General features: G+C 35.5%; 22 protein-coding genes. 14 read left to right on the top strand and 8 right to left on the bottom strand.

The window, feature by feature from the left end; genetic code table 11:
* Positions 1 to 105 precede the first annotated feature (105 nt).
* From fdhF to ACEE93_RS07955, 6 genes are all read left to right on the top strand, one after another.
* Positions 106 to 3,042 carry a formate dehydrogenase subunit alpha gene (gene fdhF, locus ACEE93_RS07980; protein WP_449155076.1) on the top strand — a complete coding sequence of 979 codons (2,937 nt, stop codon included), beginning with the start codon at positions 106 to 108 and terminating at the stop codon, positions 3,040 to 3,042.
* The gene (locus ACEE93_RS07975) at positions 3,042 to 3,506 is read left to right on the top strand and encodes a DUF1641 domain-containing protein (protein ID WP_449156486.1); all 465 of its coding nucleotides are present in this window, start codon (positions 3,042 to 3,044) and stop codon (positions 3,504 to 3,506) included. The genes fdhF and ACEE93_RS07975 overlap by 1 nt, the downstream gene beginning before the upstream one ends.
* 146 nt (positions 3,507 to 3,652) lie before the next feature.
* On the top strand, positions 3,653 to 3,901 hold the full coding sequence (locus ACEE93_RS07970) for a hypothetical protein (protein ID WP_449155078.1): 249 nt from the start codon (positions 3,653 to 3,655) through the stop codon (positions 3,899 to 3,901).
* 23 nt (positions 3,902 to 3,924) lie between these two features.
* Entirely contained in the window at positions 3,925 to 4,701 is a 777-nt protein-coding gene (locus ACEE93_RS07965) for an N-acetylglucosaminidase (RefSeq protein ID WP_449155079.1), read from the top strand.
* Positions 4,702 to 4,730: 29 nt separating this feature from the next.
* Positions 4,731 to 4,907, top strand: a complete 177-nt coding sequence (locus tag ACEE93_RS07960) for a hypothetical protein (protein WP_449156485.1) — start codon at positions 4,731 to 4,733, stop codon at positions 4,905 to 4,907.
* A gap of 46 nt (positions 4,908 to 4,953) precedes the next feature.
* Positions 4,954 to 6,081, top strand: coding sequence for an FAD-dependent monooxygenase (locus tag ACEE93_RS07955; protein WP_449155080.1), 1,128 nt, complete (start codon positions 4,954 to 4,956; stop codon positions 6,079 to 6,081).
* 61 nt (positions 6,082 to 6,142) lie between these two features.
* Here ACEE93_RS07955 and ACEE93_RS07950 read toward each other — a convergent pair whose 3' ends face one another.
* The 5 genes from ACEE93_RS07950 to ACEE93_RS07930 all read right to left on the bottom strand — a co-directional run bounded on the left by ACEE93_RS07950 (position 6,143) and on the right by ACEE93_RS07930 (position 9,234).
* Positions 6,143 to 7,099: a 2-hydroxyacid dehydrogenase family protein gene (locus ACEE93_RS07950; protein ID WP_449156484.1), complete on the bottom strand. Its 957-nt coding sequence runs from the start codon at positions 7,097 to 7,099 to the stop codon at positions 6,143 to 6,145.
* A 63-nt stretch (positions 7,100 to 7,162) separates the two neighbouring features.
* A complete protein-coding gene (locus ACEE93_RS07945) occupies positions 7,163 to 7,477 on the bottom strand; it encodes a DMT family transporter (RefSeq protein ID WP_449155082.1) in 315 nt (104 codons plus the stop codon).
* Positions 7,477 to 7,806 (bottom strand): DMT family transporter, encoded by a 330-nt coding sequence (locus ACEE93_RS07940; protein ID WP_449155083.1) that lies wholly within the window; start codon positions 7,804 to 7,806, stop codon positions 7,477 to 7,479. Before ACEE93_RS07940 ends, ACEE93_RS07945 begins: the two co-directional genes overlap by 1 nt.
* A 167-nt stretch (positions 7,807 to 7,973) precedes the next feature.
* Positions 7,974 to 8,543 carry a CHAP domain-containing protein gene (locus ACEE93_RS07935; protein ID WP_449155084.1) on the bottom strand — a complete coding sequence of 190 codons (570 nt, stop codon included), beginning with the start codon at positions 8,541 to 8,543 and terminating at the stop codon, positions 7,974 to 7,976.
* A 337-nt stretch (positions 8,544 to 8,880) separates the two neighbouring features.
* Positions 8,881 to 9,234, bottom strand: a complete 354-nt coding sequence (locus tag ACEE93_RS07930) for a DUF4870 domain-containing protein (RefSeq protein WP_449155085.1) — start codon at positions 9,232 to 9,234, stop codon at positions 8,881 to 8,883.
* A gap of 204 nt (positions 9,235 to 9,438) precedes the next feature.
* Between ACEE93_RS07930 and ACEE93_RS07925 the strand changes: the two genes are divergently transcribed.
* Both ACEE93_RS07925 and nhaC read left to right on the top strand, forming a co-directional pair.
* On the top strand, positions 9,439 to 10,515 hold the full coding sequence (locus ACEE93_RS07925) for an NAD/NADP octopine/nopaline dehydrogenase family protein (RefSeq protein WP_449155086.1): 1,077 nt from the start codon (positions 9,439 to 9,441) through the stop codon (positions 10,513 to 10,515).
* 30 nt (positions 10,516 to 10,545) lie between these two features.
* Complete coding sequence (gene nhaC, locus ACEE93_RS07920) at positions 10,546 to 11,946, top strand: Na+/H+ antiporter NhaC (protein WP_449156483.1); 1,401 nt, start codon at positions 10,546 to 10,548, stop codon at positions 11,944 to 11,946.
* A gap of 329 nt (positions 11,947 to 12,275) precedes the next feature.
* Here nhaC and ACEE93_RS07915 read toward each other — a convergent pair whose 3' ends face one another.
* Entirely contained in the window at positions 12,276 to 13,007 is a 732-nt protein-coding gene (locus ACEE93_RS07915; RefSeq protein ID WP_449155088.1) for a CHAP domain-containing protein, read from the bottom strand.
* A 417-nt stretch (positions 13,008 to 13,424) separates the two neighbouring features.
* On the opposite strand from ACEE93_RS07915, the gene ACEE93_RS07910 reads away from it, so the two are divergent.
* From ACEE93_RS07910 to ACEE93_RS07885, 6 genes are all read left to right on the top strand, one after another.
* Positions 13,425 to 13,748 carry a PH domain-containing protein gene (locus tag ACEE93_RS07910; protein WP_449155089.1) on the top strand — a complete coding sequence of 108 codons (324 nt, stop codon included), beginning with the start codon at positions 13,425 to 13,427 and terminating at the stop codon, positions 13,746 to 13,748.
* 170 nt (positions 13,749 to 13,918) lie between these two features.
* The gene (locus tag ACEE93_RS07905; RefSeq protein WP_449155090.1) at positions 13,919 to 14,971 is read left to right on the top strand and encodes an LLM class flavin-dependent oxidoreductase; all 1,053 of its coding nucleotides are present in this window, start codon (positions 13,919 to 13,921) and stop codon (positions 14,969 to 14,971) included.
* Positions 14,972 to 14,986: 15 nt separating this feature from the next.
* Positions 14,987 to 15,343, top strand: a complete 357-nt coding sequence (locus tag ACEE93_RS07900; protein WP_449155091.1) for a DoxX family protein — start codon at positions 14,987 to 14,989, stop codon at positions 15,341 to 15,343.
* A gap of 370 nt (positions 15,344 to 15,713) precedes the next feature.
* Positions 15,714 to 16,067, top strand: a complete 354-nt coding sequence (locus tag ACEE93_RS07895) for a transcriptional regulator, SarA/Rot family (protein WP_449155092.1) — start codon at positions 15,714 to 15,716, stop codon at positions 16,065 to 16,067.
* Between the two features lie 216 nt (positions 16,068 to 16,283).
* Entirely contained in the window at positions 16,284 to 17,429 is a 1,146-nt protein-coding gene (locus tag ACEE93_RS07890; RefSeq protein WP_449155093.1) for an acyl-CoA dehydrogenase family protein, read from the top strand.
* Positions 17,430 to 17,562: 133 nt separating this feature from the next.
* The gene (locus tag ACEE93_RS07885; protein ID WP_449155094.1) at positions 17,563 to 17,943 is read left to right on the top strand and encodes a YbaN family protein; all 381 of its coding nucleotides are present in this window, start codon (positions 17,563 to 17,565) and stop codon (positions 17,941 to 17,943) included.
* A 106-nt stretch (positions 17,944 to 18,049) separates the two neighbouring features.
* Here the strand turns inward: ACEE93_RS07885 and ACEE93_RS07880 are convergent, their stop codons facing one another.
* Together ACEE93_RS07880 and ACEE93_RS07875 are read right to left on the bottom strand one after the other, a co-directional pair.
* Complete coding sequence (locus tag ACEE93_RS07880) at positions 18,050 to 18,796, bottom strand: SDR family NAD(P)-dependent oxidoreductase (RefSeq protein WP_449155095.1); 747 nt, start codon at positions 18,794 to 18,796, stop codon at positions 18,050 to 18,052.
* Positions 18,797 to 19,108: 312 nt separating this feature from the next.
* Positions 19,109 to 20,626, bottom strand: coding sequence for a sodium:solute symporter (locus tag ACEE93_RS07875; protein WP_449155096.1), 1,518 nt, complete (start codon positions 20,624 to 20,626; stop codon positions 19,109 to 19,111).
* Positions 20,627 to 20,840 lie beyond the last annotated feature (214 nt).

The raw sequence follows: 20,840 nt of genomic DNA, 5'->3' as shown, positions 1-20,840 counted from the left end.
TAATTAAACAAAAATGGTTAACAATTTGAGAAAAAGGGTTTAGAATGATAAGTACTAAGAATGTGCGGGCATCCTTAGGCATAAATTTGTTAAGGGGGAAATAAGATGCAGGAACATCTAGTTGTTACTTTAGATGGTAAAGATTATCTTGTAGAACCAGGAAAAAACTTGCTCGAATTCATCAAAGAACAAAATACGTTTGTACCTTCTATTTGTTATAACGAATCATTAGGACCAATTCAAACGTGTGATACATGTGCAGTAGAAATAGACGGAAAAATTGAACGTGCGTGCGGTACAACAATCGATCGCTCAATGGTCGTGAATACACAAGGCGATGACGTTCAATCTTCTCAAAAAGAAGCATTAGACCGTATTTTAGAAAGACACCAATTATATTGTACGGTATGTGATTATAATAATGGTAATTGTGAGATTCATAACACGATGGATCAGTGGGGGCTTGAACATCAAAGCTATGAATACAAACCAAAACCATATGAAGTAGATTTTGGACCTTTCTACCGTTATGACCCAAGTCAATGTATTTTATGTGGTCGTTGCGTAGAAGTATGTCAAGACGTCCAAGTTAATGAAACATTAACAATTGATTGGGAACGTGAACAACCACGTGTTATTTGGGATAATGACGTTTCAATCAATGAATCATCTTGTGTAGGCTGTGGTCAATGTGCAACAGTTTGTCCATGTAACGCAATGATGGAAAACAATATGGTTGGTAACGCTGGTTATATGACAGATATTGAACCAGGTTCATTAGCTTCAATGATTGACTTAACTAAAAAGGCAGAAACAGGTTACGGCCCATTATTTGCTGTATCTGACTCTGAAGCTGCAATGCGTGAAGAACGTATTAAGAAAACAAAAACAGTTTGTACATATTGCGGTGTTGGATGTAGCTTTGATGTATGGACAAAAGACCGTGAAATCCTTAAAGTACAACCATCACATGATTCACCAGCAAACAAAATTTCATCATGTGTTAAAGGTAAATTCGGTTGGGACTATGTCAACTCAGAAGAACGCTTAACAAAACCATTGCTACGTCGTAACGGTCAATTTGAAGAAGTAGAATGGGACGAAGCGATTGCTCATGTTGCTAAACGTATGGGGGATATTAAAGAACAATATGGTCCTGAAGCATTAACATTTATTTCTTCTTCAAAAGCAACAAATGAAGAATCCTACTTAATGCAAAAATTAGCTCGTCAAGTTATTGGTACAAATAACATCGATAACTGTTCTCGTTATTGCCAAGCACCAGCTACTAAAGGTTTATTCCGTACAGTAGGTCATGGTGGTGACTCAGGTTCAATCGAGGATATCGGTAATGCGGACATGGTTATCACAGTCGGAACAAATACTGCAGAAGCACACCCAGTTATCGCCTCTCGTATTAAACGTTCTCATAAATTATTTGGTCAAAAACTTCACGTATTTGATATTCGTAAACACGAAATGGCAACACGTGCAGATGAATTCTATCAACCACTACCAGGTACTGACCTAGTATGGTTATCTGCTGTGACAAAATATATCATCGATCAAGGTTGGCATGCACAATCATTTATCGATGAATGGGTAGACCATTTCGATAAATATTATGAATCATTAAAACCATTTACAATGGAATTTGCGGAAGAAACAACAGGTATTCCTAAAGAACGCCTTATTAACTTAGCAAAAGAAATTGTAAGTGTAGATACAGTTGCAATTTGTTGGGCAATGGGTGTTACGCAACAAGAAACTGGTTCTGACACTAGTACAGCAATTTCTAACTTATTACTTGCAACAGGTAACTACATGAAACCAGGTGCTGGATCATATCCATTACGTGGTCACAACAACGTTCAAGGTTGCTCAGACTTCGGTAGTATGCCAGACAAACTTCCTGGTTATCTAGGCGTACAAGATGATGAAGCACGCGGTAACTATGAAAAAGCTTGGGGCGTTAAGATTCCTAGCGAACCAGGTTTCGACAATCATCAAATGATGGATCACATCCATTCAGGTGAAGTGCACAGTATGTTTATCTTAGGTGAAGATACTGGTATCGTGGATTCAAACATCAATTACGTACAAGCTGCATTAGAAAAAGTTGACTTCTTAGTAGTACAAGATGAATTCTTAACATTTACAGCAGAATATGCAGATGTTGTATTACCAGCGAGTCCATCATTAGAAAAAGAAGGTACGTTCACAAACACTGAACGTCGTTTCCAACGCTTATATCAAGCATTAGAGCCACTTGGTGATTCAAAACCTGACTGGCAAATCACACAAATGATTGCGAAAGAAATGGGCTATGATTGGGGTTACACTCACCCATCAGAAATTATGCATGAAGCTGCTTCATTAACACCAATGTTTGCTGGTGTACATTATGACCGCTTAGAAGGTTATAATAGCTTACAATGGCCAGTTAATGCAGATGGTACAGATTCACCATTATTATTTACAGAAGGCTTTAACTTTGATAACAATAAAGCGAAATTCTATGCTTTAGAATTCAATAACTTCTATAAAACAAATGAAGAATACGATTTACACATCAATAATGGTCGTGTGCTTGAACACTTCCATGAAGGTAATATGACTTACAAAGTACCAGGCTTACAATATAAAATGCCAACTGCCTTCGTTGAAATCTCACCAGACCTTGCTGAAGAACGTGGTATTCACGAAGGTGCAGCGGTTAAGTTAATTTCTGAAACTGGTGAAGCGACAGTACATGTGCATATTACTGAACGTGTGAAAGGTAAACAAATCTATTTACCATTGAACGATAGTAGTGAAGGTGCAATTAACTATCTAACAAGCAGTGTGACTGACCCAGATACGCATACACCTGCTTATAAATCAACATGCTGTCGTATGGAAGTATTAAGTAAACGTGGTAAATCACCACTTAACCCAACAAACTTCCGTAACCAAACACGTAATCCGCAATATAGTGTTGCAGTTGAGAAAAAATGGGCAAGACCTGACTATGTCTTCCCAGGGGATCAGGTGATGAAATAATGGCAGAACGTATTTCTAAAATTAAACGTATCGAAAAAACAGACGCAGAGCTCAAAGCAGAAAGTTTAAGCGAAGTGACAGATGCAATTGCGGAAAATAAAGACAGCATCTTAAAAGCCATCAAGCTTATTGGCACTTTAGATGAAGCTAAAATTTTAGATGCTTTAAACGGTGCAGTGAAGCAACGTGGTGCTATTACTGAAAAAGTTGTGAGTGAAATTAACAAAGAGCAATATGCTGGTATTATTCACAACATGGGTCAAATGTTATTCTTATTAGGTTCTTTAAACACGGAAGAACTTAGTGTTTTCCTTAACAAAGTTACTAAAGGTATACATGTAGCTAATAGAGCAAACCCAAATGCGCGTTCCTCTGTTTCAGGTTTAATCAAAGTGTTAAAAGACGATGAAATTAATCGTAGTTTAACGTACTTCTTAACTATGTTAAAAGGAATGTCTCGTTAAATTGCCTATTAGTGAGTGAGGTAGCATGAGCTGCCTCACTTTTTTCATGTCAAAATGAGATAAGTGTTAGTAGGGAATATGGAAAATGACAGTGATTACATTGTGTTTTCATGATAAAATGTTAGCAGTATAGGTGGTGAAACGACTTGGATTCAAAGCAAATTAAAAAAGTAAAAACATTAGGTATTATTTCAAATATCATTCTTGTATTAGGGCTTATATTTTTATTTATGATGCCAATTGTCTCACTCATCTGTTTTATCGTTACATTAGGAATGAGTTTGATTATATTTAACATGATTTTCAATGGGAAAAAAATTATTCGTATTGCAGTGAATATCTCTTATGTCATCGTATTGATTTTGATCATTGCAGTCATGTTAAGTTTTAGATAAAGCATTAAGGGGAGCGTCGATTCATGCAATGGATAAAAAAGAAACCATTAACTACACTGGTTATTGTTCTTTTAATCATCATTGGGGTATTGTTTATTGTTAATGAAACACGGTTATTTACAAATGATATTAATTATACATTTAAAGAAGCCGTTCAAAAGCAGACAGCAGGAGATGCATTACATACCAAATCAGAGGGGCCCAAATTTGTGGAAGCTTCTAAAAACGACATTGCTGATGCAATGAAAGTTGAAAATGATGATTCAGATTTGGAATATATGGATATTTCTGAACCGGTTAATATGTCTGAAGAAGAAGTCAATGAAATATTAAAAGGTAAAGGGATTTTAGAAGATAGAGGTCAAGACTTTTTAGATGCACAAGATAAGTACGATGTGAACGTGATTTATCTTATCAGTCATGCAAATATTGAAACAGGCGAAGGACAGTCTGAACTTGCTGAAGGATTGAAAGAAGGTAAGAAACGGTATTACAACTTTTTTGGTATCGGTGCGTTCGATAGCAATGCATTAAAAACAGGCTCTACTTACGCACAACAAGCCGACTGGACATCTCCTAAAAAAGCAATACTTGGTGGGGCCAAATTCATCAGACAACAATACTTTGATAACCATCAAATTTCGTTATATCAAATGCGTTGGAATCCAAAAGAACCCGCAACCAATCAGTATGCCAGCGACATAGACTGGAGCGCCAAAATCGCCAGTCAAATGGAAAACTATTATGACCACTACGGCCTCAAAAAAGAAAACATTAGAAAAAATTATTACAAACACTAAGAACGAAAGTGAGTTAGTGTTTGTTATGCATGCGAGCAAATAGCGAGCAGGCGAACCTTTCCTTAGGAGCAAAATCGAGCGCTGAACTCAAACCGATCTTTGGTTTTAGTGAGGCGTCTCATTTTGTTGAGAGTTTTGCAGCACGTAGCCGGATTAAACAAAGTTACAAACCTTACGAACAATCAGATGAACCTAATAAGCAATAAATAGTCATTTGTGCTTTTTATAAAGTTAGTAAAGGAGTGAATAATGATGAAAATTGGAATTATTGGTGCAGGCATTGGTGGATTAACACTTGCAACAATGCTTAAAGATCAAGGCCATCAAATTGAAGTATTTGAAAAGAATCCAGCAATTCAAGAAGTTGGTGCAGGTATCGGTATTGGTCACAATGTTCTTGATAAATTAGGAGACCATGATCTTGCAAAAGGTATCAAAAACGCAGGCCAAATCATAGAGGGCATGCATTTCTTGGATGATGAAGGCCGTCAATTAAATCAAATGACCATGTCTTCGAAACAAACAAATGTTACTTTACTACGTCAAACTTTAGTGGAGTTGATTGCAAGTTATCTCCCAGAAGATATGATTCATTTTCAACATGAGGTTAAACAAGTGGAAGTGAAAGATGAACAAGCGTTTATTCATTTTGAAAAGCAATCCTCTCGCCATTTTGATTTTGTAGTTGGCGCGGATGGTGTTCATTCAAAGGTTAGACAATCAGTTAATCCTAAAGCTAAAGTATTATATCAAGGTTATACTTGTTTCCGTGGCGTTGTTGATGATATGGAAGAACTACCGCGAATTGGAATGGAATACTGGGGCAGAAAAGGGCGATTTGGTATCGTTAGCTTATTGAATGGGAAAGCCTATTGGTTTGCGTCAATTAATGCTAAGGAAAATGACTTACACTTTAAACAATTTAATAAACCTTATTTACAGGCGTACTTTAACCATTATCCGGACCCTGTAAGACGTGTGTTAGATAGACAACCTGAAACAGAAATATTACATCATGATTTATATGATATGAAACCATTAAAAACGTTTGTATATCAACAACGTGTTGTATTGTTAGGTGATGCTGCTCATACGACGACCCCTAATATGGGACAAGGTGCAAGTCAGGCTATGGAAGATGCTATAGTATTAGCCAATGTGCTCAATAAATATGAGCGTTTAGAAGATGCCTTGAAACGTTATAATCAATTAAGAGTAAAACATGCTGCAAAAGTGATCAAACGCTCTCGCAAAATTGGTAAAATCGCGCAAAAAGATGGGCGCATGAGTACTAAATTACGTAATGCGTTCTTCAAACGATTACCAAGTAAGATGTTAAGTGGACAAACGAAATTTTTATTTAAAACTAAAAATCAATAAAAAAGATGACCTATGCGGGAATCATTTAGAATGTCATGCATAGGTCATTTATTTTAGTAATCTATTTATTGACGATAAAGTCAGGTGTTTCACCATTAGCTTTTTTAATTAAGTTATCAGCTACGATATCTGCCATCATATCACGCGCTTCAAATGTTGCGTTACCAATATGAGGTGTAATGACGACGTTATCAAGTGATTTTAAACCTTCCGTAATGTCTGGTTCAAATTCGTAAACGTCTAAAGCAGCACCTTCAATTGTTTTATTTTGAAGTGCTTCCAGTAATGCTTCTTCATGGACAATTGGACCACGTGATGCATTAACTAAGTAAGCTGTTGGTTTCATGCGTTTTAATGCTTTCGCGTCAATCATGTGTTTCATATCTGGATTATACGCAGCGTTTAATGTGACAAAATCTGCTTCTTCCAGTAATGTGTCTAAATCGACGTATTTTGCACCTAAAGCTTGTTCTTTATCTTCTTTACGATGAGGACCTGTATATAAAATGTCCATGTCAAATGCCTTAGCTCTTTTGGCTACTGCACTACCAATTTCACCAAGACCTACAATACCAATTGTTTTACCAGAGACTTCACGGCCTCGGAAGAATAACGGTGCCCAACCATTAAATCCTTCATGGCGCATAAGTTGGTCACCCTCTGGAATACGACGTGCAACAGCTAATAGAATCCCCATAGTTAACTCAGCTGTGGCGTTTGTAGAAGCTTTTGGTGTATTTGAAACATCAATATCTTTAGAACGTGCATAATCGACATCTACATTATTAAAACCAGCACCATAATTGGCAATGAATGCTAATTCTTTACCACTATCAATGACTTCTTGATCAACATTTGTAGAAAGTAAACTGACAAGTCCAAATGCATCTTTAATAGAAGATTTAAGTGTTTCTTTGTCGATAATACCGTCGCCTTCGTACATATCAACTTCAAAATGTTCTTTTAATTTTTTAAGACCAGTTTCAGGAATAGGACCGGCTACAAATACTTTTTTCATCGTTACATTCCCACCTTTCAATACAAGTATAGGAAACCCCTTATTAAAACTCAAGAACTCTAATTACACAATGAGTTTGAGACCGACAACTGAAATAATAATTAAGAAAATAAAAAACACCCGGGAAATGTGTTTTGATTCATTATAGACAATCATGCTCAAAATGGTACCACCCGCTGTACCAATACCTGTCCAAACCGCATAAGCTGTGCCCATTGGAATAACACGCATCGCAAGTGATAAAAAGGCTAAACTTAAAGCGAATGTAATTGCTAAAAATACAATAAATCGTTTTTGAACTTTGAGGGCGTATTGATTAAGCCAATGTACTCCTAATACTTCAAAAAGCCCTGCTATAATAAGTGAAACCCATGCCATTATTGAGCACCTTCTTTCTCTGAAGTAAGTTTAAGTCCAATCACTCCAATTAATAGTGTTACAATTAAAATCAACTTCAGTATACTAACCGGTTCGTTGAAAAAGATCATGCCAACGATGACTGTACCTAATGTGCCAAGACCTACGAACACAGCATACACTGTCCCTACAGGTAGATAGCGTGAAGCAGATAACATCATCCAAAAGCTAAAGATAATACATAGTAGGGTGAGTAACCATTCAAACCAGTTTGACGCATGTGTAATGCCGATAACCCATAAGACCTCTACAAGACCTGCAATAAAAACTTTTAGCCACTGTCTACTCATAATGACCTCCTTTAAAAAAGTCCATAATGGCTCCATTATAATAGTTTTCTTGAAAGTAAAAAAGAGAAGGTGCTTATAAAAATAAAAAAATAGCGACTAGGTTCAAGAAAGCAATCACATGGAAGCTTTCCTTTATACCTAGACGCTAAATAGAATGAATATTTGATTTATAAGTGAATGTAGTTGTATGAAGATGCTTCAGAAGCTGAAATTGTACGTTCACTTACTGAGAATGGTCCACCATTATAGTTCATTTCAGATACTGTCACTGAACCGTCAGAACCAACAGATTCAACGTATGCAACGTGACCCATTGCACCCATATCAGATTGTAAGATAGAACCTTCTTCAGGTTTGTTATTTACAGTGTAACCATCAGCCATTGCTGCGTTATCCCAGTTGTTTGCGTTACCCCAAGTTGAACCGATTTGACCGCCAACTTTGTCGTACACGTACCAAGTACATTGACCAGCTGTGTATAAGTTACCTGCACTTGTTGAACCAGATGATTGTGTAGAAGTTGAAGTTGTTGTTGTGTTGATATCATTTGAGTATGTTTGACTGTTTTGTGATTGGTAAGAATAGTCTGTATTACCATTTGCGTTTGTATTGTAGTTATATTGATAATTGTAGTTATATTGTCCTTCTGCTGCGTCAGCTTGATTGTGGTCTAATCCTAAGTAAGCCACTCCTAATCCTGCTGTAACTGAAGTGATTGTAGCAATTTTTTTAAACATAAAAAAGTTCCTCCTTAGTAATTTGAACACTATATATAAATTGTTTTGATTTTCGATTTCCATAAGTCTTGTTTTCAACGACAACGACAACACTATCAGAAAATGAGTAGTTTGTGGGGAATGTTACAACTTTGTAATTGAATTAAAAAAGCGACGCATCATCTTGTAATAAGATGACAAGCCGCTAAGTAAAATAAAACGATAGTCATAATCCGTTTTTGAAATAAGCCCGTATATCAAACGAGATTCAATATATTACATCAATTGTAATAATTAGAAATCCAAAATAAATCATAGGTTGTTTAATGCATAGATAATATATGAGTCTTACTACTACTTATTTAAAAAAGCGAATAGAAAGAGGTGGTAAGTAAACTTCACCTTTATAAGCTTTAACGATACCAATGATATGAAAAATAAGGCCAAGTAACATAACAATCGGTAAGAGCACAAAACCAATTAATACAACCATTAAGATGGCTGCGATAGTTGACCAAATGATATATGATATATAAAAGTTAAGGTAGTTTTTGCCAGTGATATCGACAAAAGGTGAGTTATCTCTTTTAAATAGCCAAATAATTAAAGGCAAGATGAGTGAAGTAAAAAAAGACGTGACATAAATCAATGTAGCCATGAGTTTATCATCACTTGATGGGCCGTATTTTTGTGGTATAGAATTGTTCGTCATAGTTTTCCTCCAATTTAAAATATATCGTGAATTAGTTTTATTTAATCAAATAGCAGTAGTACTTGCAACTCTTATCATTAAAAATAATTAATTAGGGTACTAAATATAAAAGTTTATTTTAAGCAAAAATGGATGTTCCCATTTGATGAGACTTTTGTTAATATCTTCATGAGACATCACTAGTTAAAAGAAAGAAGGGATAAAATGAAAATTGCAGTTGTTGGCTCAGGAAATGGTGCGGTAACCGCTGCTGTTGATATGGTGGATCAAGGACATGATGTGAAATTATACTGTCGTAACCAATCAATCAACAAATTTGATAAAGCATTTGAACAAGGTGGATTTAACTATAATAATGAAGGCCAAGAAACATTTATCGAATTTACAAACATTAGCGATAATATGGAAGAAGTTTTAAAAGATGCCGAGATTATTATGCTTGTCATTCCGTCTTCATTTATTGAATATTATGCCGAACTTATGTCTTCCTATATTAAAGAAGATCAAATTATTTTCTTTAATATGGCTGCTGCAATGGGTTCAGCTCGTTTCATTAAAGTGTTGGAAGAATACAAAATTACAACACGCCCAATCTTTGCTGAAGCGAATACGTTAACGTATGGTACACGTGTGAATTTTGATACTGCTTCTGTGGATTTATCTTTAAAAGTAAAAAAAGTTTACTTCTCTACATTTGAAGAAAAAGATTTAATTTCAACATTTGATAAAGTAGAACAAATTTATCCTTATATTGTTAAAGAAGAAAGTTTATGGCGTACTAATCTGGAAAATGGTAACCCAGAAGTACATCCAGGGCCTACATTATTAAATGTTGGACGTATTGATTATAGCGACGAATTTGCATTATATAAGGAAGGAATTACTAAACATACTGTTAAATTACTTCATGCTGTTGAAAGAGAACGCCTTTCTTTAGGTCGTAAATTAGGTTTCGAATTAGAAACAGCTAAAGAAGCGAGAATTGAACGTGGTTATTTAGAGCGTGAAATGGAAGATGAACCATTAAATAAAATTTTTAATCACAGTCCTGTATTCTCTCGCATTCCAGGTCCAAATAAAGTAAACAATCGTTACCTTACTGAAGATATTGCTTATGGACTTGTTTTATGGTCAAGTTTAGGAAGAGAAATTGGAGTGCCAACGCCTAATATTGACTCAATCATTCAAATTGCTTCAACTATCTTAGAGCGTGATTTCTTTGAAGAGGGGTTATCTATTGATTATTTAGGACGTGAAAACGTCGGATTAATTTCATATTAATTTTAGGGGAAAATAAGGAGTGTGTTGCGTATGAAAAGACAACCGACATTAATAGAATCTATTTCAACTATAGTAGTAATGATGATTATGGTATGTGTAGGATTTATTGTTTTTGAAATTCCAGTACAACCCTTGTTAATTATCTCAGCAGCGTATGCTGCATTCATTGCGTGGCGTGTTGGTTTACGTTGGAAAGACTTGGAAGAAGGAATCACCGACCGTTTAGCGACTGCCATGCCCGCTATCTTTATTATTTTGTCAGTGGGAATTATTGTTGGCTCATGGATGTATGCCGGCACAGTGCCCGCACTCATCTATTATGGTTTGAAATTTTTAAGTCCTAGTTACTTTTTAATTTCTGCATTTATTATTGCAGCGATTTGTTCAGTGGCGACAGGTACAGCTTGGGGTTCAGCTTCTACAGCAGGGATTGCACTGATGGCAATTGGCTTACAGATGAACATTCCAGCTGGCATGGCGGCCGGTGCTATTATTTCCGGTGCGGTATTTGGTGATAAAATGTCACCATTATCAGATACAACGAACCTAGCAGCGCTTGTAACGCGTGTAAATATTTTTAGTCATATTAAACACATGGTATTTACGACAGTACCTGCGTCTATTATTGCTTTAATTGTATGGCATATCGCATCACGAGGTTTTGATGCAAATATCAGTACTAAAGACATTGATATCATGTTAAATGATATTTCAAAAATGTATGATATTGGCTTTTTCGTGTGGATTCCGATGATTGTTATCATCGTTTGTTTAGCGTTCAAAATTTCGACGGTACCATCGATGTTGATTTCTAGTGTTTCAGCGATTTTAGTCGGCTGGCTTGTTAATGGATTTAAATTACAAGATGGTTTTATTGCGACATTTGAAGGCTTTACACCAGATATGATTACACGTAATATTGAAGGATTATCAGATAAGGCGCTTTCTCTTGTAGAACAGGGCGGTATTATGAGTATGACAGAAATCATTGTAACGATATTCTGTGGTTATGCCTTTGCTGGTATCGTGGAAAAAGCAGGCTGTCTCGATGTGATGTTACATAGTATCTCTAAAAATATTAAATCACGTGGTCAGTTGATTTTAGCTACAGTAATTAGTGGCTTAATTATGGTACTAGCGGCCGGTGTTGCTTCTGTTGTGATTATCATGGTTGGTATTCTACTGATGGAAATGTACGACAAGATGAATCTCGATCGTGTGAATTTATCACGAACATTAGAGGATTCTGGCACAATGGTGCTACCGCTTATTCCTTGGGGTACATCAGGTATTTATTATACACAACAACTTGGCGTAGGCGTCGGAGAATTCTTTGTTTGGGCGATTCCATGTTATCTCTGTGTCATTATCGCCATTATTTATGGATACACAGGTATTGGAATTAAAAAGCGTCAAAGTAAGGAAGCCTAATTAATTAGAAAGACAAATATTAAATAAACTTTATTTATAGGTTTTAATGACTGATAAGTTGGTTATATATTTAGTAAGAAAGTAATCTCAAGAAAACATAAAAGTTTTTGTAGCGATGGACTATTATGTGATGAGCATTACTACATCAACAACGAAACACATCGATAATAAAGTTCTTCCTTCAACGAAAGGGGTATCACGATAAGATTAAGTATTGTGTAGCGATGGTACTTAATCTCAGTGATACCCTAAATTTATATTCAAATGAATCACTATATTAAAAAGCAGGGCCTCTCGATTGAGAAACCCTGCTTTTATAATTGTTTGTATTAATGAATGAATTGATAGTTTGCAGCTTGATTGGCTGAAAGTGTACGAGTTGTAACAACACCAGGACCATGACCATAATTCATTTCTGATACAGTAAATGAGCCATCAGCGTTAACAGATTCTACATAAGCAACGTGACTGAATGCACCAGCTGATGATTGCATAATGGCACCTGTTGCAGGTTGTTGATTCACTGTATAACCAGCATTTGAAGCGGCATTTGCCCAGTTATTAGCATTACCCCAAGTTGAACCAATTGTGCCACCGACACGATCGAATACATAGTAAGTACATTGACCCACTGTGTATAAGTTCATGCCTGATGTTCCTGTAGAGACTGAACGATAACCAGAAGATTGTGGTGTAGCAGTAGTTTGTACTGGTGCTTCTATAGTTGTTACTTGATATTCGTTAGATGTACGTGGTGCTACTGCAGTAGTTGTTGTCATCTCTTGAGGTTGTGAAGCATACGATGTTGTTGGATTGTAATAGTTTGGTGTTGTGTATGATTGTGAAGACGTCGTGTTAAAAAATTGATCTGGTGACCAATTGCCTTGCCAATCAAAGTGATATTGGCCATTTTGATCAATTGTGTATGTATAACTGTAAGAAGTCGGATCATTTGCGTCGTAGCCTGAATACTCTGCTGCTTCTGCATCGTGACCTTGTACTAAAGTTACAGCTGCAATACCCATTGTAGCGAAAGAAGTTGTAGCGATGATTTTTTTCATTGTAAAAGTCCTCCTGAATCTCATAATGAATTTGTACTCATTTTAATAATTTTTTTATAAGCGTTTTAACGACGCTAATTACTCTATCAAAATTGAATCGAATTGTATATAGGATTTTAAATTTGTAATTTTTTGAGTAAACCTCTTAAATCATATCGATATAATATGAATAATGAGTGGTATCGATGGGCGCGCGACTCATTGACGCTGTATATAGTATCGACTTAATTTTCAGATAGTATTTGTAATGTCTTTGTAATATTTATGCAATAAGATATGGGTAATCATGAGTTGGATAGCCTTAAATATGTAAGTGTGATCTTTACATTGTTTGAGAATTGGTAAAAGGTGAGTCTCTTCGCAATCTATATTGTCATTGTTATAATTAAATTAACGATATTTGAAAGGAGTTATAAAATGATTTTAGATCGAGTGAATCCGGAAGACTTATTTCCAACTGAAAAAGAAGGGCCTTCTGTTTTAGGCACAATTGAATATGAAGTCCAAGGTCAAAATGAATTTGAAGGTGCCTATGTCGCTACTAACGAACGTTTAATTATGAATGTAGATATGAATGGTCAATTCTATTACAGAAATATTCCTTATAATGAAATTAGTAGTATCGAATTTGAAGATGATCAATTAATTATGGGATTTGAAGTCGGTAAAGTAGCGATGAAATCGATTCAAAAAGGAGATATTGATCGTTTTATAGATTACGTTAAAGAAAAAATTGGTTAAGTGATATATGTCGAAGTAAGGTGTGGCTAAAGAGGAAAAGGGAGTTAGTCGACGAAGTATAATGTTCTTCTTTAGCTGATATTGAAGGGTAAAGCGGCAATATTGACAACCATGAAAGGGCTCATTATAATATAAGTATAATTTTTATACTGATTAAAAGAGGTGACATTATGAAAGTAGAAATAGGACTAACTTCCTTTGCGGATAATCATGAAATTCATACAGAAGAAGGTGAATTTCCAGCTATTCCAAGTGATGAACGTATTCGTAATATCGTAGAAGAAATCAAGTTAGCTGATGAGGTTGGATTAGATATCTATGGTTTAGGAGAACATCATCGTCCAGACTATGCTGTATCTAGTCCAGCAACAGTACTTGCTGCCGCTGCATCTCAAACGAAACATATTCGTTTGTCTTCTGCAGTGACTGTATTATCTTCAGACGATCCAATTCGTGTGTATCAACAGTTTGCTACATTAGATGCACTATCCAATGGTCGCGCTGAAATTATGGCTGGTAGAGGTTCATTTATCGAATCGTTTCCATTATTTGGATATAATTTAAACGATTATGAACAACTGTATGATGAGAAATTAGAATTACTCATGAAAATTAATAAAAATACCATCGTTAACTGGGAAGGAAGTTTAACTTCAAATATTGAAGGACGTGGTGTTTATCCAAGAGCAGTTCAACAAGAAATTCCGATTTGGCTTGCGACAGGAGGTACGCCTGAATCATCATTAAAAGCTGGTTCATTAGGTTTACCAATTACGTATGCGATTATCGGTGGCGATCCAAAACGATTTTCACGTAATGTTGCGATGTACAAAGCCATTGGTGAATCTCATGGTTATAAAGCAGACGATTTAAAAGTGGCGTCTCACTCTTGGGGTTATGTCGCTGAAACAGATGAAGAAGCACAACGTGAATATTTCCCTTCAGCACGTGCCCACCACAATATCATCGCTAAAGAAAGAGGCTGGCCACCATTTACAGTGGAACACTTCCAACGTGAAATTGGACCAAAAGGTGCAATGTATGTAGGTAGTCCAGAAACGGTCGCTCAAAAGATTATTGATACAGTAGAAGCACTTGGATTATCACGTTTTATGTTGCATTTACCAATAGGGTCAATGCCACATGATAAAATTATGAAATCGATTAAGTTATACGGTGAAAGGGTAAAACCTATTATCGATGAACATTTTAATAACAAATAAAGGGGAGAAACAAACATGATCTTAAGATATGTCACAAATTTAAAAGTAGCAAAAGCATTATTCGACGCAGCTAAACCAAAATTACAAAATGCAGATAGTATGAAAGAAGTATTTTCAGGTTTTAACTTACCTAAAGAACTTGTTCCGGTTATCGGTGCAGTAGAAACAACTGCTTCTGTATTTATGGTGTTAAGTATTTTCAACAAACGTATTTCACAAATTGCATCTATTTTAACATTAGGTGTCATGGTAGGTGCTATTACAAACCACTTTAAAGCTGGTCAAGGTAAAAAAGGTGCACAACATGCCATTGATGTCTTTACAATGTCAGGTTTAAGCCTGTTAGACACACTTGTTGAAAAGAAAAAATAAGACATTAGAGTAACGCATTCATCTAACATTAAGAGTAGCTTATACCACTAAGGTATAGGCTACTTTTTTTATGTTTTATTTAATGTTAGATGCGAGATATATCATTCATATATTATAGTCATCATGAAAACCATTCATTTCAGGGGTCTTAATACATCACCTAAATTTATTAGTATACAAGAAAATAATAAGACGTACGAAAGTTAATGTGAAATAGTCTGAAATTTTATACGAAAAAGAATTGAAATAAATTTGGATACAGTTTAAAATTATGATTGAAAATAAATTAAATTTCCAAGTTAATTTAGTTGGACGCAGAATTATAATTGGAACTAGTCATCTTGGAGTACCGCAATAAGGGGTGGAATTTATGGAAAAGTACAACATCAAAGATATGCAAGAATTTATCAAAATAAGTTATACAACCAAAGAACTTTACGCTAAAATTAAAAAAGAATATGGTTTAGGCTATGAAGAGTTATTTATTTTAACATTTTTACATGAAAAGCGACAATCAGATTATAATGTGAAAGATATTATTAAAGCCTCGAATTTTAAACCTTATTATATTACAAAAGCAGTGCAAAAATTAAAAGAACACGATTATTTAACGAAACGTCGTAACGAAAAAGATGAACGCACTGTGATTGTTGAAGTTTCTGATCAACAGTATCATCAAATCGATGAGACATTCGAAAAGATTGAAAGCTTTTTTGTTTCATAGATAATTAATGAAAGCCATATCGATTAAAACAAGGTTAGATAGGAAAATGGATAACATTTATAAAATCCTATATAACCTTGTTTTATTTTGTGTTGAACCACACACGTTAGTCGATGATGTTAGTGTATGAATCTTTAAAAGTTAGGATTATAAAGGATTTTGTATTATAATGTTGAGTGAAGAACTAAGAAATATAACGTTTCAGGAGGTATAATGATGGAATCTGTATTAATTCACTCCGATATTCAACGTGAATGGCTTGAAAAGTTGGAGCAACAACGTGAGGCATTTTCAAACTATGCCCAATCAAATGATATCAATGCCAGATTTCCTTATGAAAATATTCAATGGCTTGTCGATTCAGGCTATACTCAATTAACGCTACCTAAAGCGTATGGGGGAGAAGCGGCGACTGTAGAAGATATGGTCGTGCTTCAAAGTAAGTTAGGTTCTATCGATGGTGCTACCGCATTGTCTATTGGTTGGCATGTTGGTTTAGTTGGGGAATTATTTGATAAACAAAGTTGGCCAAAAGAAGTATTAGAAGAATTTGCTGAAGCGGTGAAAAACGGTGGTTTAATTAATCGAGCAGTCAGTGAAGCTGAAACAGGTAGTCCTACGCGTGGCGGCAGACCAAGCACTCATGCTGAACGCGATGGAGAGGATTATATTATTAATGGTGTTAAAACCTTCACATCAATGAGTAAAGGATTAACACACGTTGTAGTTGCAGCATACGTGACTGAACTTGAGAAGGTCGGCTTTTTCTATATGCCAACGGATATTGATGGTTTAGAAATTGCAGATAACTGGGACATGTTAGGAATGAGAGCCACAGAAAGTCATGACTTAATACTGAATGATGTGCGCGTCAATAAAAAATATTTAGTAGAAATTAAAGGTGAGGGTCCGCCATATCAAAACGGTTGGATCTTACACATACCAAGTACGTATCTCGGTATTGCACAAGCTGCAAGAGATTATGCAGTAGAATTTGCGCGTACTTATCAGCCTAATAGTATTGATAGTCCGATTGGGACACTACCCGTCGTACAACAAAATTTAGGTAAAATGGAAACTAAATTAATTACAGCACGCCATCTGTTATGGAGTACTGCACGAGCTTACCAAAATATGGGTGAAGCGACAATTGCTAGTGAAACAGCAGCAAGTAAAGTCGTTGTGATGAATGAAGGTTTAGATATTGTCGATTTAGCGATGCGTATTGTAGGTGCTAAAAGTTTAGAAATGGAACGTCCATTGCAACGCTATTATCGTGATATGCGTGCAGGCTTGCATAATCCGCCAATGGAAGATTTAGCGTATTCATCCATTGCGCGTCGAGTGATTGAAGACGAATAGGTTGAAACGACATTAATTGATACAAAAAATGGTACTTTTCTGTGACATCATAATATATTTAAAAAATACATTTGAATCGTGACCAAAAGGACTATATAATGAAGTAAATATTACACAAAAGGGCGTTATTCAAATGCGTTATATTTTAATCGGTGTAGGAAGTCTATTTACAATCTTAGGCTTTTTAGGAGCGGTGCTGCCTTTGCTACCAACTACACCATTTTTACTTGTGGCAGTACTTTGTTTTGCGAAAAGTTCTGAAAGGTTCCACGAATGGCTAGTTCGTACAAAGTTGTATCAAGCTTACGTTGAGGATTTTAGAAAATATCGTGGTTATACGATGCGTAAGAAAATACAGCTTTTAATCAGTTTGTACATTGTTGTGGGATTTTCTTTTTATATGGTGGATATCACAATGGTTCGTGTTATGTTAGTCATTATGGTGATGTTACAAACCATTGTATTATTTACATGGGTTAAAACATTGCCTAAGACACATGATGCACGTCTATAAATAGATTATGTTATATTACACCCCTAAAGTTGAACGTTAAAATTTAACTTCAGGGGTGTTTCATTATGCGTATCAATTAGACACTTTCTCTATTCACTTATACGTGTTAATTCATTTCCATACCGCCAGATACAGGAATATATGATCCTGTCATAAAGTCACTTTGGTCACTCGCTAAAAATAAAGCAACCTGTGCAATATCCTCAGTTTGCGCAATTCTACCTAATGGTGTATACATGGCAACCTTTTCTTTTTCTTCAACAGGTGTATGTTTTGTGGCGTCAGTTTCTACCATGCTAGGCGCTAACGTATTAGCTGTAATGTTATAATCGCCTAATTCTTGTGCTAGATATCTTACAAATGAGTTGATTGCTGCTTTGGCAGTGCCATGTGCAATAAAATCAGGCATAGGGTTGTGGCTTAAACCACTTGATATATAGATTAATTTACCATTTTTCTGTTTCTTCATCATTGGCAATACTGCTTTGGTTGAGTTAAACGCTGCTTTTAACTCATCATCCATTTTAGCTTTAAATTCATCCCATGCCATGTCAGAAAAGGATTTCATGGCAAAATTGATAGCGGCGTTGTTAACCAATACATCTATCTTTCCATAATGTGTAACAGTTTGATTTACAAGGGCCGTCATTTGTTCTTGATTTCTAACGTCAGCTTGAATAGCGATAGCCTCTCTATCCATGTCATGTATGTCTTTCACTACACTTTCAGCCGCTTCTACATTATTAACATAATTCACGACTACTTTAGCACCATGCTTAGCAAATAGTTTTGCTGTAGCCGCACCGATACCTCGACTTGCTCCTGTGATAATAACGACTTTATCATTTAACATATTTTGAACTCCTTTACGAATGAGATTTATTATTACAATACTTTGTAAACTTCAAGAGGTTGGGAGATTGTTAATCGATTTCCTAAATTATTCATATCTTATATTTCACCCCCCCTTAAATATATATATCCAAAATGGCAAAAGTTTAATGTGATTTAGGATGCTCAACAGCACATTTTTTTATAGAATGCATACCAAATTATTTACGAATGGGAAGTGAAACATTAAAAGGGGGATTAAATGTACAAAACCCCTAAAGTTGAACGTCAACATTCAACTTCAGGGGTGTTGTATTATGCATAAACATTGAGTTTAGTGTTTACTTCGATATGTGATTTGACCGTGTTTATCAAAAATAGTTAAACCTGAAATGTCTTTTTTAGGTGATGGTAAAATGAGACTTGCGATATAAGCAACAATAAAGGCAAGTGCAAAAGCAATGATAGATGTATAGAATGGTGATCCTGCGCCACCGACACCTTGTAAGAAATAACTTGCGATTACAGCTACAATAATACCTACAATTACGCCTGTACCAGTTGTACGTTTGGTAAAGATACCTACCGCAAAAATACCAGCAATCGGTACACCAAATAATCCAGTAATTAAAAGGAATAGATCCCATACATCACTTGAGTCTGCCGCGATTAAATAGAGTGAAGCAAGTAAACCGATAATGCCAACGACGATCGTAATAAGTCGGGCAAATTGTACTTCTGCTTTTTCATCTTTTTTACCAAAGAAGCGTTGTTTAATATCGACAGAAAGACAAGCAGCAATTGAGTTTAAGCTTGACGAAATAGTTGATTGTGCAGCCGCAAAGATCGCCGCAATTAATAAACCTGCAACAAATGGTGGCATTTCAGTTAAGATAAAATACGGTACGATAGACGATGTATTAAACGATTCTGGTAGTGGTGAATGTGTAGAATAGAAAACGAATAACACTGTCCCCATCCCGTAAAATAATGGGGCTGAAATTAAAGCCAGGATACCATTTGTCCAAATTGATTTTGATGTTTCCTTGATTGAATCAGATGCTTGATAACGCTGAACGACATCTTGACTTGATGTATATTGTTGAAGGTTATTGAAAATACTACCGATAAAAATAATCGGAATGGCAGCAGCAGCGGCATTCATTTTCCAGTTGTCAGCACTGATGAACTTTTTATTTTCAACTGCATCAGCAATGACTGTAGAAAAACCACCATCAATATGTGACACACCAATTAATATAATGACAAGTGCGCCGCCGAGTAAGATAACTCCTTGAATAAAGTCACTCCATACCACACCTTCAAAGCCACCTAAGAAAGTATAAATAATACATAGAACGCCGACTAAACTTGCAACTACGTATGGATTAATATCTGAAACCGCTGTAATTGCAAGTGTTGGTAAGTAAATAACAATAGCGACACGTCCGATATGGAACAAGACAAATAATAATGAACCTATCACACGTACAGCAGGATTGAAACGTGCTTCCAAATATTCATAAGCTGATGTAACACGTAATTTTTTGAAAAACGGAATATAGAAATAAATGAGTAATGGAATAATTGCAACAATCGCAATATTACCAGCGATATAAGACCAGTCTGTTAAATAAGATTTTTCTGGCGTTGACATAAACGTGATAGCACTTAAAGTTGTGGCATAAATAGAAAACCCAACAACCCATGACGGTAACTTACCGCTTCCTTTAAAGAAACTATCAGCGTTACGGCCAGCACGTTTTGTAAAGAATGCCCCAATACCAAGCATTAGTAATAAATAAAGAATCAATGCGATCCAATTCCAAAAACCAAATCCAATTGAAGTCATCATAACTCCCCCTTAAAATAATCAATAATAAGAAACCGCTTACATATTATGGTAAAAAGATTTATTTACGTCATAACTCTACTAATCTCTCTATTTTAATAGGATGGAAAAGGTGCATTTTAAAAATGGATGCATAGTCCTCCTATGTATGACGATTTAAATACAGAGATTGAAACATAGTGATATGAATTCCACAGATGCAATATGATGTTGA

This window comes from Staphylococcus sp. 11262D007BW, assembly GCF_053547815.1.
The sequence above is the reverse complement of the archived record's forward strand: the minus strand, read 5'-3'. Positions and strand labels throughout refer to the sequence as shown.

Excerpts from the sequence above, each read along its gene's own strand:
- ACEE93_RS07950 (WP_449156484.1), bottom strand. The coding sequence starts at position 7,099 with ATGAAAAAAGTATTTGTAGCCGGTCCTATTCCTGAAACTGGTCTTAAA.
- ACEE93_RS07895 (WP_449155092.1), top strand. The coding sequence starts at position 15,714 with ATGGAAAAGTACAACATCAAAGATATGCAAGAATTTATCAAAATAAGT.
- ACEE93_RS07875 (WP_449155096.1), bottom strand. The coding sequence starts at position 20,626 with ATGACTTCAATTGGATTTGGTTTTTGGAATTGGATCGCATTGATTCTT.
- ACEE93_RS07960 (WP_449156485.1), top strand. The coding sequence starts at position 4,731 with ATGCGAGCAAATAGCGAGCAGGCGAACCTTTCCTTAGGAGCAAAATCG.
- ACEE93_RS07900 (WP_449155091.1), top strand. The coding sequence starts at position 14,987 with ATGATCTTAAGATATGTCACAAATTTAAAAGTAGCAAAAGCATTATTC.
- ACEE93_RS07930 (WP_449155085.1), bottom strand. The coding sequence starts at position 9,234 with ATGACGAACAATTCTATACCACAAAAATACGGCCCATCAAGTGATGAT.
- ACEE93_RS07915 (WP_449155088.1), bottom strand. The coding sequence starts at position 13,007 with ATGAAAAAAATCATCGCTACAACTTCTTTCGCTACAATGGGTATTGCA.
- ACEE93_RS07955 (WP_449155080.1), top strand. The coding sequence starts at position 4,954 with ATGAAAATTGGAATTATTGGTGCAGGCATTGGTGGATTAACACTTGCA.
- ACEE93_RS07885 (WP_449155094.1), top strand. The coding sequence starts at position 17,563 with ATGCGTTATATTTTAATCGGTGTAGGAAGTCTATTTACAATCTTAGGC.
- ACEE93_RS07925 (WP_449155086.1), top strand. The coding sequence starts at position 9,439 with ATGAAAATTGCAGTTGTTGGCTCAGGAAATGGTGCGGTAACCGCTGCT.
- ACEE93_RS07905 (WP_449155090.1), top strand. The coding sequence starts at position 13,919 with ATGAAAGTAGAAATAGGACTAACTTCCTTTGCGGATAATCATGAAATT.
- ACEE93_RS07890 (WP_449155093.1), top strand. The coding sequence starts at position 16,284 with ATGGAATCTGTATTAATTCACTCCGATATTCAACGTGAATGGCTTGAA.
- ACEE93_RS07880 (WP_449155095.1), bottom strand. The coding sequence starts at position 18,796 with ATGTTAAATGATAAAGTCGTTATTATCACAGGAGCAAGTCGAGGTATC.
- nhaC (WP_449156483.1), top strand. The coding sequence starts at position 10,546 with ATGAAAAGACAACCGACATTAATAGAATCTATTTCAACTATAGTAGTA.
- ACEE93_RS07910 (WP_449155089.1), top strand. The coding sequence starts at position 13,425 with ATGATTTTAGATCGAGTGAATCCGGAAGACTTATTTCCAACTGAAAAA.
- fdhF (WP_449155076.1), top strand. The coding sequence starts at position 106 with ATGCAGGAACATCTAGTTGTTACTTTAGATGGTAAAGATTATCTTGTA.
- ACEE93_RS07935 (WP_449155084.1), bottom strand. The coding sequence starts at position 8,543 with ATGTTTAAAAAAATTGCTACAATCACTTCAGTTACAGCAGGATTAGGA.
- ACEE93_RS07940 (WP_449155083.1), bottom strand. The coding sequence starts at position 7,806 with ATGAGTAGACAGTGGCTAAAAGTTTTTATTGCAGGTCTTGTAGAGGTC.
- ACEE93_RS07945 (WP_449155082.1), bottom strand. The coding sequence starts at position 7,477 with ATGGCATGGGTTTCACTTATTATAGCAGGGCTTTTTGAAGTATTAGGA.
- ACEE93_RS07965 (WP_449155079.1), top strand. The coding sequence starts at position 3,925 with ATGCAATGGATAAAAAAGAAACCATTAACTACACTGGTTATTGTTCTT.
- ACEE93_RS07975 (WP_449156486.1), top strand. The coding sequence starts at position 3,042 with ATGGCAGAACGTATTTCTAAAATTAAACGTATCGAAAAAACAGACGCA.